Origin of the sequence: Microbacterium trichothecenolyticum (assembly GCF_030818955.1) — a bacterium.
GTDB lineage: Bacteria > Actinomycetota > Actinomycetes > Actinomycetales > Microbacteriaceae > Microbacterium > Microbacterium trichothecenolyticum_B.
Genome location: NZ_JAUTBF010000001.1, coordinates 3,182,379 through 3,197,735 on the forward strand (window position 1 = coordinate 3,182,379; position 15,357 = coordinate 3,197,735).

Here is a 15,357-nt window from a genome sequence, read left to right on the forward strand (position 1 = left end):
GATGGAAGTTGTTGTCGTAGAAAGCCCCGACGAGGCAGCCGGCATCGTTGCAGACATCTACACATCCCTGCTGACACGACGCCCCGACGCCGTGCTGGGCCTCGCCACCGGCTCGACGCCTCTGCCTGTCTACAAGGAGCTAATCCGGCGCCACCGCGAAGAAGGGCTCAGCTTCGCGCGCGCACGGGCCTTCCTGCTCGATGAATACGTGGGTCTACCTGTTGGGCATCCCGAAAGGTATCGCGAGTTCATTCGCAACGAGCTCGAGCAGCACGTCGACTTCACCGCCGACGCGATCCTCGGCCCCGGCGACCTTGACGTTCCCCCGACAGAAGCGGGGGGAGCATATGAGGAGGCCATTGGTCAGGCTGGAGGCGTTGACCTGCAGATCCTTGGGATCGGCACCGACGGACACCTCGCCTTCAACATGCCGATGTCGAGCTTGGCCAGCCGAACGCGCCTGAAAACACTGACCCCGCGCACTCGTCAAGACAACGCAAGGTTCTTCGGCGGCGACATTGGTCAAGTTCCTACGCAGTGCCTGACCCAGGGACTCGGGACCATCTTGGACAGTCGTCACGCGGTCATGCTCGGCTTCGGCCGCGGCAAGGCACAGGCGGTGCGGGAAGCTGTCGAAGGCCCGTTGTCGTCTCGGTGGCCCGCGTCCGTACTGCAGATGCATCCGCACGCCACGATCGTTGTCGATGAGGACGCCGCAAGTCAGCTCTCGTTCGTCGACTACTACCGGTCGACCTACGCCGGCAAGCCGGCCGGACAGGGGCTGTGATGCGCCTGCGTGCAGGGCAGGCGCTGATTGGCGGCGCGTTCGTCGGCCCCGTCGTCATCGACGTTGCCGCGGGTGTCATCACCCGCGTGCGGCCGGCGACGGGCGAGGAAACCGTCGACTACGAGGCGAACGAAGGCGTTGTGACCGCGGGGCTCATTGACCTCCAGGTGAACGGCTCGTTCGGCGTTGACGTCGCAACCGCTGGCGAGCCGGAATGGCACACCCTGTTGGCAGGGCTCGCCAGTCGCGGGGTTACGAGCGTCGAGCCCACGATCATCACCGCCCCTCTTCCTGACCTCACGCAGGCGCTTTGTCGTGTCGATCAGGCACAACGTACGTTTGCCGACCAACCCGTCGCTCGGGTGCTGGGCGCGCACCTGGAAGGACCCTTCATCTCTCCGGAGAAGAAGGGAGCGCACCGCGCCGAGTGCATGGCACTGCCGACGCACGAAAACCTCGATGCGTTGCTCAGCGTGAGCGCTGCTCGAGAATCCCTCCTGACGGTCACCCTCGCCCCCGAGCTTCCAGGTGCCCTCGAAGCGACTCGCCGCTTGACCGCGGAGGGTTACATCGTCGCGGTCGGTCACACCGACGCCACCGCGGCTCAGGTACACGCGGCAGGGGACGCCGGCGCCACCATGACAACTCACGTTTTCAACGCACAACGCCCCTTGAAACCCCGCGAACCCGGCGTGCCCGGCGCAGTACTGACCGATGATCGTTTCTTCGTCGGCACCATCATCGACGGGCAACATCTCACACCGAGCGTCGTTTCTCTCGTGTTGCGAACGGCAGGCCGTCGTATGGTGGGTGTGACCGACGCGATCGTTACCGCCGGGCTTGACGCCGGCGTGTGGCACTCCTTCGGTGGGCAACCCGTCGCCAACGACGTCACAGGACTGGGGCGCCGACGCGACGGCACGATCGCCGGTGCTGGTGTCGTGCTTGACGAGGCAGTGCGCCGCATGATCGCCGCAGGACTGGACTCCGCCGCGATCCTCTCCGCCTGCACAGAAAGTGCTGCTCGCTCGCTCGGACGCAGCGACATCGGGCACATCGCAGAGGGCGCTGCGGCCGACCTCGTGCACTGGAGTTCCGACTGGACCCCCTCGTCCGTGTGGGTTCGCGGCCGCAACGTGCAACGTCAATCTGACCCCACCGACAACGCACCCGAACGGAAGAGCCACAGTCAGTGAGGACGTTCCTCGAGACCATGGAATACCCCTGCACGCGAGAAGACCTCCTGCGGGAAGGTTCGCGAGCAGGACTCGACGCAGTTTTCATGAGGGAACTGAGCCACCTAGGGCATGTCTCCCAAATGTCGTGTCCAGGCGATGACGGCGTTGAAGACGGCTGCTGAGCGGTAGACGGTGGCGAGTTTGTCGTAGCGGGTGGCGAGGCCTCGCCATTGTTTTAGGGTGGCGAAGCGGCGTTCGATGACGTTGCGGTTTCGGTAGTCGTCGCGGTCGTAAGTGATGGGTCGTCCGCCGTGTGAGCCGCGTCGGATTCGGTGGCCGATCTGATCGGCTGGCTGCGGGATCACGGCTTGGATGCTGCGGTCGCGCAGGTGCTGGCGTATCGCGCGTGACGAGTACGCTTTGTCGCCGCGGACGCGGTCGGGTCGGGTCCGGGGGCGCCCGATGGGGCGGGTGATGCGCAACTGTTCCAGTAACGGGATCAGCATCGGTGAGTCCCCGGCTTGGCCGGGTGTCACAGCGATTACCAGCGGCAGGCCGCGACCGTCGACGAGGTGGTGCAGCTTGGTAGAAAGTCCGCCGCGGGAGCGACCGAAGCCATGATCAGGCGGCTCGATCAGCGGATTGTTGTAGTTCGACGAAGCCCCCCGTGACCCGGGTGATGTTCGTCGCGTGCTGATGAGCGCGGGCGATGGTGGAGTCCACCGACACGGACCAGTCGACATTGCCGGTCGCGTCGGCGCGGGCCAGTAGTGCCGCGTGGACGCGATCCCAGGTTCCACCTCCGGCCATCCGGCGATGCCATTTCCACGCCGTCTGCCACGGCCCGAACGCCGCGGGCAGATCCCGCCACGCGATCCCGGTCCGATAGCGGTATGCGATCGCCTCGACCATCGTCCGCGCGTCCGAGAAGGGGCGACCTTTTCGTCCCGTCGGCCCAGGCAAGAACCCCGCGATCAGGTCCCACTGAGCATCCGAGAGCAACTGAAAACGCGACACTGCCCCAGCATCACCGAATCAACCCACCCAATTGGGAGACACGCACCTAGGTCGACCACCGGAAACCGTGCCGCGATGTCTTCGACAGCAGCGAGGGAGGCATTATCGCCCGAGATGTACACGGTCCGCCCGTCCACTGACTCAAGAACGAAACCGATGACGGGGCCCGTGAGGTGTTCCGTCCCATCGGGGCCGTGTTGTGCGGGGACTGCCGTAACTGTTGTGTCGCCGGCCCTCGTCTGTTCCCAGACCCTTAATCCGCGGCAGTGCCCGCTAAGTCGACTCGCCGCCAAGCTTGTGGTCAACGTGACGGAAGTCGAGTCTTCCACGTACTTCCTTCCCAGACGGTTGAGATTGTCGGGATGTTGATCGTGAGAGAGGAGCACGGCATCGATCTGGCCAATCTGCGTGGGATCGAGGAACGAGTCCGTGGTCTTAGTGAGCGTGCGGGCGCCGATGGGGTACTCACCTGCGTCATCAAAGGTCGGGTCTACGTTGAATCCTGACGGTGCTTCATCCGGTTGTTAAAGGCGGCGAGAGCGTCGCGCTTTGAGTTCGGTCCTGAGCGTCCTGCGGCCCGGTCATCGGACCTCGCTCTGATGACGCGACGTCCATCCTCGCGAGATCGCCACCGCCGCGATCGCCATGATCACGCCGGCGCCGGCGGACTCGACAAAGACCGTCGGATAACTCCCGGATGCTTGCTGAGCCGTGACAGCGACAGCGAGCGCACTGCCGATAAACACTGAGCAGACGAAGAGCGATACCGTCGTCGCTCGAGATGTTGGAGTGAGCTCCGTCGCGATTCCCTGCAGCGACGCGTGCAAGAGCGAGTTGCACAAGCCGAGGAGCGCCGCCGCGAGGGTGAGGCCGATTGACGTGGGCGATGCGGCTGCGAGGAGGTAGGCGGCGACGAGCAGGCCGCTGCCGATGGTGATGCTCCAGGTGCGGCTGACACGGGCGCTCACTCGCCGCGACGTCATCGCACCGACGATGATGCCGACTCCGTACGCGGATGCGAGAACCCCGGCCAAGGCGACGCCCACTCCGGCCTGTTCCAGGGCGGGCACGATGTAGGAGAAGATGCCGAGCAGAACCCCACCCTCGACGATGCCGACGAGATAGAGAGCGACAGGCCAGCGGCCGAAGGACACCCGGATAGCCCGGGGTGCGACACCGCGAGAAGGCTCAGTGATACGCCCGGCGAAGAGGAAGAGCGCCACCGCCCCCATCCCCGCAATCAGAAACAGGGTGCGCCACCCGGCCACGACGCCGATGACGCCTGCCGTCAGAGTGGCTGCGGTCGTGCCGATAGCTGTGAAGCTCTGCAGGCTTGAGATCTGCCGGGTACGCTCCGGGCCGGAGTACCGGTCCCCCAGCAGCGTCAAGACCGTCGGGAAGAGGGCGCCGACGAACAGACCTGTCACGGCACGGACGATGAGAAGAGAGCTCAGATCAGGTGTCAAGGTACTGGCAACGCTCCCGACGGCCATGCCGGCCAACGCGAGCAGAAGCACCGGCTTGCGTCCGGTTCGGTCGCTGACAAGCCCCCAGAGGGGCTGGCCGAAGGCATAGGTGAGCGCATACACAGTGACGAGTTGGACGGCAGCAGACAGCGGCACGCCCAGATCTCGCACGACGAGCACAAGAAGCGGTGCTGTCGCGAAGCGGTCGAAGAACGACAGCATCCCGATCATTCGAAGACGCCCCACGCCGGTCACACCTGCACCGTGGTCATTCGTCTGGTCGGTCAAGATCCTCACCTCTCTGCGTCTCGTTCTACTCAGAGCCAATATGCGACCCGCGTCCGAATAAGAGAAGACGGATAATTTCTCTTCTTTGTATAGGCGTCGCCTATACTGCGAAGAATGGATCTTCGCGCCCTGGAGTGCTTCGCGGCGGTCGCCGACGAAGGGTCGTTCAGCCGCGCGGCAGACCGTCTGGGTATTGCACAACCATCGGTCAGTCAGCAGGTGGGCAAGCTCGAGCGCGAACTCCTCACTCCCCTGTTCGAGCGGAGTAGCCGGGGTGTCAGTCTGACTCCGAGCGGGCGCTCACTCCTGCCGTCCGCACGGCGCGCGCTGAATGCAGTCGAAGACTTACGCAATGCCGCCGATGAGCGAGCGGGCCGGCTCACTGGCGGCTTGAACCTCGGCGTCGTCGATGGCTTGGAGGTCACCGCTTTTCCCGCCGCGATGGGCGTGGTTCGCCAGCGGCATCCCTTTCTCGAGTTGCGTCTGAGGGATGGAACCAGCGGCGTCCTCCTGAAAAAGCTCATGGATCGAAGCCTCGACGCGGTCGTGATCGCCGAGCCATCTCGAGCGCTTCCTCACTACCTCGGCACTCGCCTGCTTCTTGAAGAAGATCTGGTCGTCGTCCGGCCCGCATCTTCGGGCGAGCACAGCACAGGTCCGCTCCGCCTTACGGACGTCAGCGCCGAGCTCACCGTCTCGTACCCGTCGGAGAGCGGCATCGGCGCGCTCATAGCCGATGCCGCACGTCGCACCGGTGCAGAGCTGCACTTCCCATACACGACGAACGACGCATCTCTGCACGTGGCGCTTGCGCTAGCAGGCCTCGGCGCAGCGCTCACAGTCGGGAGCGCTGAAACGTACGAAGCCGCTCGCGGCGCACGTGTCCTCCCGCTCGATCCTCCGATCCGGCTGCGCAAGCTTCTCGTCTGGATCAGTGAGCCCCGCCCGTCCCGAGCCGTTAGAGAGCTCGTCGCCGCGTTCGACGCCGTCGCATGACCGACACAGGGAGAAGCGTCACAGCTGAGCGGCCAAGGCGTCGGAATCGAACACCGCTTACACCGACTGGATGCGGTCGGGTTCGTCGAGCAGGAACGTGTTGATTCCACTCCAACCGCACGCCCTGAGGTAGAAGAGTGTTGGATGGCGCAAAACCGATCGCTTTCGCACCACCCGCGGCAACGCCTCCCGCCGGCGCTGTGACGCCCGGAATCCCGCGGGGGAGCGCGATGCGAAACCCCGGTGCGAAAGTCGAACGCGGTGCGAAACGGCTGTCGACCGTTTCGCACCGCGCCCGCGCCTCAACCCCGCCGCACCTCCACGTCGGCCACGCGCGCATCGTTCACGCTCAGCTCGTACACCGGCCCGGTGACCCGCAGCGCCACCGCCTCGTCGACCGCCGCGCACGAGGGCCCGAGCCGCAGCTCCACCTCGCCGGGCTCTACCACGCGACGGAACGCGCGGTCGCTGTAGGCCAGCCGCGACGCGGGCACCGTGAAGCGCACCTCGGCGCTCTCGCCGGGCTCGAGCTCGACCCGGGCGTATGCGACGAGCTGTGCGACCGGCCGCGTCACGCTGGCCACGGCGCGGTGCGCGTACACCTGCACGACGTCGGCGCCGTGCCGGGCTCCGGTATTGGTCACACGAGCCGACACCGTGAAGGCGTCGCCCGCGCGCACTTCGGCGACGGTTCCGGAGCCCGGCACCTCGTCCGCCGCGACGCCGCTGGCGCCCGCGCGCACCTCGGCGGTTGTTCCGGACGCCGGGACCCCGACCTCGCGCGCCGGCACCCCGTCTACCCGCAACTCCCCGCGCTCGAACGTCGTGTACGACAGCCCGAACCCGAACGGTCGCACCGGGGTCGAGTCGGTGCTCGTCACGCCCGAGGGGCCGCCGAGGATCGGGTGCAGGTACGAGTACGGCTGCGCGCCGGCCGACCGGGGGAGCGAGACGGGCAGGCGCCCCGAGGGGGTGGCATCCCCCGCCAGCAATGCCGCGAGTGCGGACGCGCCCTCCTCTCCGGGGAAGAAGGCTTGCAGCACCGCGGCGGGGCCGGAGGCGCCGTCGAGCGCCCAGCCCAGAGCGTACGGTCGCCCGGTCAGCAGCACGAGCACCACCGGGGTGCCCGTCGCGACGACGGCCTCGACGAGCTGGCGCTGCACGCCCGGCAGCTCGAGCGAGTCGGCGTCGTTGCCCTCGCCGACGGTGCCGCGGCCGAAGAGCCCGGCGCGGTCGCCGACGACGACGATCGCGACGTCGGCATCCTGCGCTGTGGCGACGGCCTCCGCGAAACCGGAGGTGTCGGAACCCTCGACGGCACAGCCCGCGGCGTACGAAACCGCCCCGAACCGCGAAGCCAGAGCCTCGCGCACCGTCGGCAGCGAGAACCCGAGCGGAACGCCGGGGTGATGGGCGAGCACGTGATTCGCGAACGAGTAGCAGCCCATCAGTGCCTCGCCGCTGTCGGCGTTCGGCCCGATCACCGCGATGCGTCCCGGCGCGCGAAGCGGCAGCACGTCGTCGTTGCGCAGCAGCACCACGCTCTCGAGAGCGAGACGGTAAGCGAGCGCCCGGTGTTCGGCGTCGTCGAGGTCGATCTCGGTCGGGGCGTCGGTGAAGTCGGCATCCAGGAGTCCGAGGTCCTCCTTCTCGGCGAGCACGCGCGCGACGGCGCGGTCGACCACGGCCTCCGGAAGGGCTCCGGATGCCACCCGCTCGGCCAGCTGCGGATACGCGTCGGGGCCGGGCAGCTCCACGTCGATCCCGGCCTCGAGGGCCAGCTGCGCCGCCTCGCCGAGGGAGCCGGCGATGCCGTGCATCGAGCGGAGGAACTCCACCGCGAAATAGTCGGAGACGACGGTGCCGTCGAAGCCCCACCGGCCCCGCAGCAGATCGGTGAGCAGCTCGCGCGACGAGGCGACGGGCACGCCGTCGATCTCGGCGTACGAGTTCATGACGCTGCGCACGCCGCCGTCGCGCACGGCCATCTCGAACGGCGGCAGGAAGACGTCCTGCAGCTCGCGCTGTCCGGCGTGCACGGGGGCGTGATTGCGGCCGGCCCGCGAGCCGGAGTACCCGACGAAGTGCTTCAGCGTCGCGTGGACGCCGGCGCCCTGCAGACCCCGCACGTACGCGGTGCCGATCGTGCCGACCACGTACGGGTCCTCGGCGATGCACTCGTCGACGCGCCCCCACCGCGCGTCGCGCACCACGTCGAGCACGGGCGCGAGCCCCTGGTGCACGCCGAGGTCGCGCATCGAGCGGCCGATGGTGGATGCCATGAGCTCGATCGTCTCCGGATCGAACGAGGCGCCCCACGCGAGCGGCGTCGGGAAGGTCGCGGCCTTCCACGCCGCGAACCCGGTGAGGCACTCCTCGTGCACGAGGGCCGGGATGCCGAGGCGCGTCTCGGTCTGCAGACGCCTCTGCTCGCCCCACAGCCACTGCGCGCGCTCGATCGGGTGGACCGGCCGCGTGCCGTAGACGCGGGTGAGGTGGCCGAGGCCGTGCACCGTGGCATCCGTGTAGGCGGCGGTCGTGACCTTCTCTCCCGAGAGCGGGGCGACGACCTCGTCGCCCTGGTCGACCCAGTAGCCGACGAGTTGCGCGAGCTTCTCATCGAGGGTCATCTCGGCGACGAGTGCGTGAACGCGCGGCGAGATCCCGGGGGCGAGGGCAGCGCCGACGTCGGTGTTCTGGATGGTCATGGTCGGATCAGCCCTTCACGGCGCCGGTCAGGCCGCCGACGATGCGCCGCTCGAACACGCTGAAGAACAGCAGAGCGGGGATCATCGACAGAGAGGTGAACGCGAGCACGCGCGCGGTGTCGACCGAGTACTGCGAGGCGAACGCCTGCGTCCCGAGCGGCAGCGTGTACGCGGCTTCGTTGTTGAGGATGAACAGCGGCAGCATGTACGAGTTCCAGCTGTTGACGAAGGCCAGGATGCCGACCGTCACCACCGCGGGAACTGCGAGCGGCAGCACCATGCGCCAGAAGAACCCGAGGCGGCCGAGGCCGTCGATCGACGACGCCTCCTGCAGTTCTCTCGGGATCGCGGCGAGGAACGGCGACAGGATGATGATCGTCAAGGGCAGCGCGAACGCGATCTGCGGCACGATGACGCCGGCGAGCGAGTTCATCAGGCCGAGGTTGCGTACGAGGATGTACAGCGGCGTGATCGCGACGGTCATCGGAAACATCAGCCCCGCCGTGAACAGCGCGTACACGGCGCCGCGGCCGCGGAAGCGGTAGCGCGACAGCGCGTAGGCGGCCATGAGTCCCAGGGCCACGACGAAGACGGTCGTTGCGATCGCGGCGATCGCCGAGTTGGCGACCTGGCCCCAGAACACGCTGCTGCCGAGCACCTCGGAGTAGTTCTGCCAGTTCCAGACGCTCGGGAAGCCAGCCGGGTCGACCGTGATCTCGGCGTTCGAGCGGAAGCCGCCGAGGATGATGTACACGACCGGAGCGAGCATCATGCCGATGAGCAGCAGCGCGACGAAGCCGACCATCACCGAGCTGCCGCGGTTCGCCCCGGCGGGGCGTCGACGCGGGGGCCTTGCGCCGCGAGGCGTCACGAGGGTGGCGGTGGCGGTCATTTCGAGCCTCCGGTGAGGGCGCCGTCGGTGTCGCGACGCAGCACGAAGCGCTGGTACACGAGGGCGACGGCGAGCGAGATGAGGAACATCACCACGGCCACCGCGCTGCCGTAGCCGAAGCTGCCGGCGTTGCGGCCGTTGGCGACCATGTAGGTGGCCATGGTGGAGGTGCCCGCGGTGGAGGCCACGTACTGGCCCCAGATGATCCAGACCAGGTCGAACAGCTGCAGCGACCCGATGATCGACAGGAACGCCCAGATGCGGATGGTGGGTCCCATCAGCGGCAGCACGATGTGACGCTGGATCTGCCAGTAGGACGCACCGTCGATCGCGGCGGCCTCGCTGAGCTCTTCCGGAATACCCTGGAGACCGGCGAGGAAGAGGATCACGGCGAAGCCGATGTACTTCCACGTGATGATGATGAGCAGGGTCCAGATCGCCAGCGCCGGGTCGGAGATCCAGTCGGCGCGGAGCGTGCCGAGCCCGATCTTCTCGAGCGCCCCGTTGAGCGCTCCACCCGACTGCAGCATCAGGCCCCAGCCGAGGCCGACGACGACCTCGGAGATGACGTAGGGCACGAAGATCAGCACGCGGATGAGCGACTGCGCCCGCATCTTGCGGTTCAGCAGCAGCGCCAGGCCCAGCGCGAGCGGGCCCTGCAGGACGAGAGATCCGACGACGATGAACGCGTTGTGCCCGAGCGCCTCGTGGAACGCCGGGTCGGTGAGGATCGTGACGTAGTTGCGGATGCCGACGAAGTCGGTGGGGGTGCCGAAACCCGACCACTTGTAGAAGCCGTAGTAGGCCGCGAGGGCGACCGGCAGGATGACGAACGACACGAACACCACCAGGGCGGGGCCCAGGAGGATCGCGAGTTCGCCGCGGATGCGCCAGTTCTCGAGTCGGCGCCGGGCGGGCGACCGCCCGGCCGAGGCGGCGCGGGTGGCGCCCTCCCCGACCGGGCGGCGAGCCCCGGCATCCGTCGCCGAAGCGGCGAGCTGGGTGGTCATGGCCGGTGTCCTCAGCGCGAGGCGGCGGCGTTGACGGCGTCGACGATGCCCTGCGGGCTGCCCTTGCCGGCGAAGAGATCGACGACCGCGACGTTCAGCGCGTTGCCGACGTTCTGCCCGTAGAGCGTGTCGAGCCAGACCGAGACGTAGGGGGCGTCGGTGTACGCCTGCAGCGCGGACTGCAGGGCGGGGGTGGTGACGGCATCCGTCGCCTCGCTCGAGGCGGGGATCGTCTGGAAGGCGTCGGCGTAGCGCTCCTGGTTCTCCTTGTTCACGAGGAAGTTGAGGAAGTCGGTGCACTGCGCGGGGGCGTTGACCCAGCACGAGTAGCCGTCGACGCCGCCCATGATGGCGCCGGGCTCGCCGTCACCGCCGGGGACCTCGGGGAAGGGGAACCAGCCGAGGTCGGCCAGGGGCTGCTCGTCGGGGGTGAGCGAGGCGATCACGCCGGGGTTCCACGCGCCCATGAGCTCCATGGCGGCCTGGTGGTTGGCGAGCAGCCCGGCCGAGGAGCCGGCGCCCTGCTGAGCAGCCGTGGTCAGGAAGCCCTCGTTGAACGGCTGCGTCTGAAGGAACGACTGCAGGTTCTCGCCCGCTTCGAGCCAGCACGGGTCGTCGAAGCTGCGGCTCTCGGCGGCGGTGTCGAGCACGTCCTTCGAGCAGGCGCGCAGCGCGAAGTTGTAGTACCAGTGGGCGGCCGGCCACGCGTCCTTCGCGCCCACGGCGATGGGGGCGACGCCGGTGGCGCGGATCCTCTCGTTCGCTGCCTCCAGGTCGGAGATCGTGGCGGGGGCCTGGGTGACGCCCGCGGCGGTCAGCAGATCCTGCGAGGTGAAGATGCCCGAGGGGAGCACGGCGACGGGCATCCCGTAGTTCTTGCCGTCGACCGCGAACGCGTCGAGCGAGGTGCCGAGGGCGGTCTTGGCATCCGCCGAGATCTTGTCGGTGAGGTCCATCGCCTGCCCCGCCTCGACGATGTCGGCGAGCTTGCCGCCGCCGCGCGCCACGAACAGGTCGGGGGCGTCGCCGGAGTTCAGGGCGGTCTGCAGCTTGCCGTCCATCTCCTCGTTCTGCACGGCCTGGATCTCGACGGTGACGCCGGGGTTGGCCTCTTCGAACGCGGCCGCGGTGTCTTCCCAATACTTCTTGCCGTCACCCGTGGTCGAGTTGTGCCAGAGGGTGAGGGTGGTGTTGCCGTCGGCGTTCTGTCCGCCGCCGCCACCGGCGCATCCGCCGAGGGCGAGGGTGCCGGCGACGGCGAGGGCTGCGCCGGCGAGGATTCTGCGCGTGTTCATGTGATTCCCGTTTCTCTTCGTCGAGGTGCGTCCGCGAGGGAGGCTTCGGTTGTCATCGGCATCGATGCCGTCTGCGGGGCGGTGCGGTGGCCCCAGGTTCTGAGCAGTGTTGCCCGCGGCCTCGCGAGCGTCAAACGTTTTCGAAAATGTTTTCCACGCTAGGGTCGGATGCCATGACGAGGCGCGCGACCATCCACGACGTCGCCGCGGCGGCCGGTGTCTCGGTCGCCACGGTGTCGAAAGCCGTCAACGGCCGCTACGGGGTTTCGCCCGAGACGGTGGGCCGGGTCCTGGATGCCGTGAAGCACCTCGGCTATGAGTCCAGCCTCGTTGCGAGCAGCATGCGCTCGCGCCGCACCGGGGTGATCGGCGTGCTCGTCGCCGACATCGAGCCGTTCTCGGCGGAGATCCTCAAGGGCGTCGGGGGAGCGCTCTCCGACACCGGGTACGACCTGCTCGCGTACACCGGCGCCCGTCGCGACGGCGAGGGCTGGGAGCGCCGCTCGCTCAGCCGTCTCAGCGGCACGCTCATCGACGCGGCGATCATCGTCACCCCCACGGTGGTGAACGTCGCCGGCGAGGTGCCCATCGTCGCGATTGACCCGCACACCGGCCGGGGCGATCTGCCCACGGTCGAATCCGACAGCTTCACCGGCGCGCAACAGGCGGTGCACTACCTCGTGCAGCTGGGCCACCGTCGCATCGGCTTCATCGCCGGCCGTCCTGACCTGCGCTCGGCGGTGGCGCGTGCGTCCGGGTACCGCGCGGGGCTGTCGGCCGCCGGCATCCCCTTCGATCCCGCCCTCGTGGGCGTCGGTCGGTACGAGCAGGACGTGGCCCGCGAAGCCGCCGAGGCCATGCTGTCGCTCGACGACCCGCCCACGGCGGTGTTCGCGGCGAACGACCTCTCCGCCCTGTCGATCATCGACGTCGCCGCCGCGCGCGGGCTGCGTGTGCCGGACGACCTCTCGGTCGTGGGATTCGACGACGTGCCCGAGGCCGCCCGCGCCCAGCCCGCCCTGACGACCGTGCGGCAGCCGATGAAGCGCCTCGGCGCCGAGGCCGTGCGCATGGTGCTCGCCCTGCTCGCGGGTGAGAAGCTGCCGCAGACGCACATCGAGCTGCCCACGCGCCTCGTCGCTCGCGGCACCACGGCGCCGCCGCGGGGCAGGCCGTGTTGAGTGTCCAGGAAACGCCGCGCGTGCGCGGGTGGTGCGGCGTGTTGTGGACACTGAATGGGCGGCGCCGGGGCTGGGGAGGCTTGGCGCGGTGTGTTGTGGACAGTCAACGGGCGGCGCCCCGCCGGGGTGGCGCCGGTCGAGTTCGGCGCGCGCTGAGTCGGCTGGCGCCGGTGTCGCGGGCCGGGCCGTGTTGAGTGTCCAGGAAACGCCGCGCGGGTGCGGGTGGTGCGGCGTGTTGTGGACACTCAACGAGCAGCGCCGCGGCTGGGCAGGCTCGGTGCGGCGTGTTGCGGACACTCAACGGGCGGCGCCGCGGCTGGGCAGGCCCGGCGCGGCGTGTCGCGGACACTCAACGGGCAGCGACACAGCAGGGGGGTGATCGGCTCAGCGCGCGGCGAGCCGGTACAGCACCTCGGGCCGGCCTCGAGCGCCGAAGCGGTGCGAGACGTCGACCTCGCCGCGCGCGACGAGCACGTCGAGGTACCGCCGTACCGTCGCCCGTGATGCGCCCGACGCGGCGGCGATGTCGCGCGCGCTCGCCGGGGTCACGGGGTGCAGCGCCGCACGGACGGTGTGCATGGTCGACTCGACGAGGCCCTTGGGCAGGAGGGGACCGGATGCCGCGACCGCACGCCCGGGAGCAGTTGCCGGCCCCACCAGCCGGTCGATGTCGCCCTGGCCCATGCTCACGGGCACCTCGGCGGGGCGCTCGGCCCGCCCGCGTCGGTACTCGTCGAGTCGGCGCACGAACGCCTCCTTCGTGAACGGCTTGGCGAGGTAGCCGACCACGTGCGCGGCCGCGGCCTGACGGATCGTCAGGGTGTCGCGCGCCGAGCTGATCACGAGCACGTCGACGTCCCACTCCCGCACGAGTCGCAGCCGGTGCAGCACCTCGACCCCGCTGAAGTCGGGCAGGTTCATGTCGAGCAGCACGAGGTCGACGTCGGTCCCCGCCGCGAGCGCCGCCCCCGCGGCGCCGGTCCGGGCGGTTCCCACCAGGCGGAACCCCGGCAGCGCGTCGAGGTAGGCGGTGTGCAACCGCACCACCGCCGGGTCGTCGTCGACGATGACGGTGCGGATCACGGCATCCGGGTTCATGCCCGCCCCTTCCCGCTCGGTTGAGCGTCCAGAACACGCCGCATCTCCCGACGTGCGGCGGCGTGTTGTGGACACTCGACGCTTGCCGACGCGGGTGAACGCGTGCATGCGCACGAGAAGGCGCCGCCGGTCATGCCCGCACCCCCGCGGTCGGCAGCTCCACGGTGAACCGCGCCCCGCCCGATGCCGAGCGCCCGACCGTGATCGAGCCGCCGCGCGCGCCCGCGATGCGGCGCACGAGGTCGAGCCCCACACCGCGTCCCGACGCCGCCTTCGAGCTCACGCCGCGGTCGAAGATGCGCGTCACGTCGGCGGGGGCGACGCCCGGCCCGTCGTCGGCGATGTCGATCGTGAGTCGCTCGGCGCCCGCGAGGACGAGCAGGTCGATCCGCCCGGCGGGCCCCGCGGCCTCGGCGGCGTTGCGCACGAGGTTGCCCACCACGGTGAGCACCTCGTCGTCGACCGACCCGCGCGGCGCGAGGCTCGCGGGGTCCACGCGCAGTCCCGGCAGTTCCGAGACCAGCCCGTCCAGCAGTGCCCGCAGCGCCGGATCGTCGATCGCCAGACCGGATGCCACGGGCGCGAGCCCGCCGATGTAGGTGAGCGCGTCGCCGGTCTCGCCCTCGGCGACGAGCCCGCGGATCACGTGCAGGCGCGTGTGGAACTCGTGCGTCTGGTCGCGGAGCGCGCCGGAGATGCGCCGCTGGGTCTCGAGTTCGCGCGCGTCGGCTTCGAGACGCCGCACGCGCCGGCGAAGGGCCGCGGTCAGCAGGCCGCTCAAGACGACGCCGAGCACGATCGACCCCGCGACCCACGGCAGCATGCCGCCGACGGCCTCGTCGAAGCTGCGCGAGATCTCGGACTCGAGCACGCCGACCGAGGCGGTACCGACGACGTCTCCGTCCTCGGAACGCACGGGCACCTTCGCCCGCAGGCTCGGCCCGATCGTGCCGGTCTCGGTGCCCAGGAACGTCTCTCCGGCCAGCACCGCCGTGGCATCCGTCGACACGCTCCGCCCCCGCTCGGCGGGATTCGGGTGGGTCAGCCGGATGCCGCGGGCATCGGTGACCACGACGTAGTCGACTCCGGATGCCGCGGCCACGACGTCGGCGAGAGGCTGCAGCTCTGCGGTGGCGGCGGCGGTGTCGAGCAGCACGGCGCCCCGCACCTGGTCGAGCTCCACGAGGCTCGCGGCCACGTCGAGCACGCGTTCCTCGGTGGCCGCGCGGATGCTGCGCTCCTGCACGCTCATCGCGACGAGGGTCGTCGCGAGCACGCACACGAGGACGACGGTGCACTGCAGCGCCAGCAGCACCGCGAGGCGCACCCGCACGGGGGCGCGCTCGGACCGGACGGTCGACATGGGCACCTCCTCGTGCGCGGCGCTTCGTGAGCGGGTCGTCGTGAGCATCAAAGAGCGCAAAGGCTCCCGAGCGCGCCA

Annotated in this window: 14 protein-coding genes; 5 read left to right on the forward strand and 9 right to left on the reverse strand. The window is 69.1% G+C overall.

From position 1 onward, the window contains the following. Window position 1 precedes the first annotated feature (1 nt). Genes nagB through QE412_RS17845 form a run of 3 tightly spaced genes read left to right on the forward strand, consistent with a single transcriptional unit; the run spans window position 2 to window position 2,147 of the window. A complete protein-coding gene (gene nagB / locus QE412_RS14985; RefSeq protein ID WP_307485608.1) occupies window positions 2-787 on the forward strand; it encodes a glucosamine-6-phosphate deaminase in 786 nt (261 codons plus the stop codon). Beyond that, on the forward strand, window positions 787-1,983 hold the full coding sequence (locus QE412_RS14990; RefSeq protein ID WP_307485612.1) for an N-acetylglucosamine-6-phosphate deacetylase: 1,197 nt from the start codon (window positions 787-789) through the stop codon (window positions 1,981-1,983). Before nagB ends, QE412_RS14990 begins: the two co-directional genes overlap by 1 nt. Window positions 1,984-2,000: 17 nt before the next feature. After that, window positions 2,001-2,147 (forward strand): hypothetical protein, encoded by a 147-nt coding sequence (locus QE412_RS17845; RefSeq protein WP_444875327.1) that lies wholly within the window; start codon window positions 2,001-2,003, stop codon window positions 2,145-2,147. Here the strand turns inward: QE412_RS17845 and QE412_RS14995 are convergent. From QE412_RS14995 to QE412_RS15000, 3 genes are all read right to left on the reverse strand, one after another. Further along, window positions 2,088-2,982 (reverse strand): IS5 family transposase gene (locus QE412_RS14995; RefSeq protein WP_307485615.1). Its coding sequence is split into 2 segments (ribosomal slippage): window positions 2,088-2,630 and window positions 2,632-2,982, totalling 894 coding nucleotides; the frame shifts between segments, so codons are not numbered across the junction. The genes QE412_RS17845 and QE412_RS14995 overlap by 60 nt on opposite strands. Then, window positions 2,940-3,440: an MBL fold metallo-hydrolase gene (locus QE412_RS17785; RefSeq protein WP_373426578.1), complete on the reverse strand. Its 501-nt coding sequence runs from the start codon at window positions 3,438-3,440 to the stop codon at window positions 2,940-2,942. The genes QE412_RS14995 and QE412_RS17785 overlap by 43 nt, the downstream gene beginning before the upstream one ends. A 123-nt stretch (window positions 3,441-3,563) precedes the next feature. Continuing rightward, complete coding sequence (locus tag QE412_RS15000; protein WP_307485617.1) at window positions 3,564-4,736, reverse strand: MFS transporter; 1,173 nt, start codon at window positions 4,734-4,736, stop codon at window positions 3,564-3,566. A 114-nt stretch (window positions 4,737-4,850) separates the two neighbouring features. Here QE412_RS15000 and QE412_RS15005 point away from each other — a divergent pair, with 114 nt between their 5' ends. Next, window positions 4,851-5,732 (forward strand): LysR family transcriptional regulator, encoded by an 882-nt coding sequence (locus tag QE412_RS15005; protein ID WP_307485620.1) that lies wholly within the window; start codon window positions 4,851-4,853, stop codon window positions 5,730-5,732. A 302-nt stretch (window positions 5,733-6,034) separates the two neighbouring features. On the opposite strand, the gene QE412_RS15010 is transcribed toward QE412_RS15005, so the two are convergent. The 4 genes from QE412_RS15010 to QE412_RS15025 are packed head-to-tail and all read right to left on the reverse strand — an operon-like array spanning window position 6,035 to window position 11,637. Beyond that, window positions 6,035-8,440 (reverse strand): beta-xylosidase/alpha-l-arabinosidase, encoded by a 2,406-nt coding sequence (locus tag QE412_RS15010; protein ID WP_307485626.1) that lies wholly within the window; start codon window positions 8,438-8,440, stop codon window positions 6,035-6,037. A 7-nt stretch (window positions 8,441-8,447) separates the two neighbouring features. Beyond that, window positions 8,448-9,332: a carbohydrate ABC transporter permease gene (locus QE412_RS15015; protein WP_307485628.1), complete on the reverse strand. Its 885-nt coding sequence runs from the start codon at window positions 9,330-9,332 to the stop codon at window positions 8,448-8,450. Continuing rightward, entirely contained in the window at window positions 9,329-10,342 is a 1,014-nt protein-coding gene (locus QE412_RS15020; protein WP_307485632.1) for a carbohydrate ABC transporter permease, read from the reverse strand. The genes QE412_RS15015 and QE412_RS15020 overlap by 4 nt, the downstream gene beginning before the upstream one ends. A gap of 11 nt (window positions 10,343-10,353) precedes the next feature. After that, window positions 10,354-11,637, reverse strand: coding sequence for an extracellular solute-binding protein (locus QE412_RS15025; protein ID WP_307485636.1), 1,284 nt, complete (start codon window positions 11,635-11,637; stop codon window positions 10,354-10,356). 173 nt (window positions 11,638-11,810) lie between these two features. Here QE412_RS15025 and QE412_RS15030 point away from each other — a divergent pair, with 173 nt between their 5' ends. Continuing rightward, entirely contained in the window at window positions 11,811-12,818 is a 1,008-nt protein-coding gene (locus QE412_RS15030) for a LacI family DNA-binding transcriptional regulator (protein WP_307485639.1), read from the forward strand. Window positions 12,819-13,202: 384 nt separating this feature from the next. Here the strand turns inward: QE412_RS15030 and QE412_RS15035 are convergent, their stop codons facing one another. Both QE412_RS15035 and QE412_RS15040 read right to left on the reverse strand, forming a co-directional pair. After that, the gene (locus QE412_RS15035) at window positions 13,203-13,916 is read right to left on the reverse strand and encodes a response regulator (RefSeq protein ID WP_307485640.1); all 714 of its coding nucleotides are present in this window, start codon (window positions 13,914-13,916) and stop codon (window positions 13,203-13,205) included. A 130-nt stretch (window positions 13,917-14,046) separates the two neighbouring features. Further along, on the reverse strand, window positions 14,047-15,279 hold the full coding sequence (locus QE412_RS15040) for an ATP-binding protein (protein WP_307485644.1): 1,233 nt from the start codon (window positions 15,277-15,279) through the stop codon (window positions 14,047-14,049). Window positions 15,280-15,357 lie beyond the last annotated feature (78 nt).